The sequence below is a fragment of the Nocardia sp. NPDC002869 genome (assembly GCF_046764065.1).
Taxonomy (GTDB): Bacteria; Actinomycetota; Actinomycetes; order Mycobacteriales; family Mycobacteriaceae; genus Nocardia; species Nocardia rhamnosiphila.
In genome coordinates, this window is sequence record NZ_JBKOOL010000336.1 from 1 (window position 1) to 1,487 (window position 1,487).

The following is a 1,487-nucleotide window of genomic DNA, read 5'->3' on the forward strand; positions in this document are numbered from 1 at the left end:
TACCCGACCAGCCGATCCCCGGTCCGCGGATCCGACTTCGCCAGTACCGCGGTCTGCGCGACCTCCGGCAACGCCAGCAACGCCGCCTCGATCTCGCCCAACTCGATCCGGAAACCACGAATCTTCACCTGGAAATCCGTGCGACCCCGATACTCGAGCTCGCCCGCACCGTTCCAGGCGACGAGGTCACCGGTGCGATACATCCGGGCACCGACAGTGAACGGGTCCGCCACGAACCGATCCGCGCTCAGGTCCGGGCGACCGAAATATCCGACCGCCAACTGCGCACCCGCGAGATACAACTCACCCGCGACACCGTCGGGCACCGGCCGCAACCGCGAATCCAACACGTACACGCGCGAATTCCACTGCGGCACACCGATCGGCACCGACACCACATCCGCCGTGCTGACGGTGTGCGTGGTCACCGACACCGCCGCCTCGGTCGGACCGTAGAGGTTGAACAACCCGGCGCCCGGCGAACGGGTGAGCACCTTCTGCGCGGTCGTCACCGGTAGGGCCTCACCGATAGCGAGCACCCGCCGCACCGACTCCGGCAACCCGGGGCCGGTGTCCAGCAAGGCGTCCAGCATCGACGGGACCACCGTCAAAGTGGTGACCTGCTCGCGGTCCATCAGCTCGTTCAGGTACGACGGGTCCCGATGCCCCTCGGCTTCGGCGATCACCATCCGGCCGCCGGACACCGCCGCGGTCCAGAACTCCCACACCGACAGGTCGAACGTCGCGGCCGTCTTGAGCAGGATCGCATCCGTGGCATCCAGCCCGAAATCGGCAACGATGTACCGCAACTGGTTCACGATCGCCGCATGCGGCACCGCGACACCCTTCGGACGACCCGTGGACCCGGACGTGAAGATCACATACGCCGTATTCGACGCCCGCAACGGCGCAATCCGCTCCGCATCGGACACCGGCGATGCGTCGAAACCGCTGGTATCGAGGGCATCCAGGGCCACCACGGATGCGGTGGCGATACCGGATTCGGCGCCGATCTCGATATCACCGGTGGTCAGCACGCAGACCGGTGCCGCGGTGTCCAGGATGTAACCGGTCCGCTCGGCCGGCTGATCCGGATCCACCGGCACGTACGCGCCGCCGGCGGCGGCGACCGCGTACATCGCGACGACCAAATCCACCGACCGCCGCAACGCCAACCCGACCCGATCCTGCGGACCGACGCCCGCCGAGATCAGGTACCGGGCCAACCGGTTGACCCGCGCACCCAGTTCCGCATACGTGACCCGTGCACCGTCGGCGGCCACCAGGGCCACCGCATCGGGCGTGGCCGCGACCGTGGCGTCCAATAGCGATGCCAGCGTCGCCGCCGACTCCAGCTCCCGATCGGTCTCGTTACGCTCCGCCAGCACTGCCCGCTCGGCCGGAGCCAGGATCTCCAACTCACCGACCGCCGTCTCCGGCGCCGAAACGATCTCACCCAGCAACCGCAGAAAACGATCCACGAACTC

1 protein-coding gene is annotated in these 1,487 nt (G+C 67.8%); it reads right to left on the reverse strand.

What is annotated here, in order from left to right; genetic code table 11:
* On the reverse strand, positions 1–1,487 hold a 1,487-nt coding region (locus ACLML9_RS28730; protein ID WP_411948426.1), incomplete at both ends, for a non-ribosomal peptide synthetase.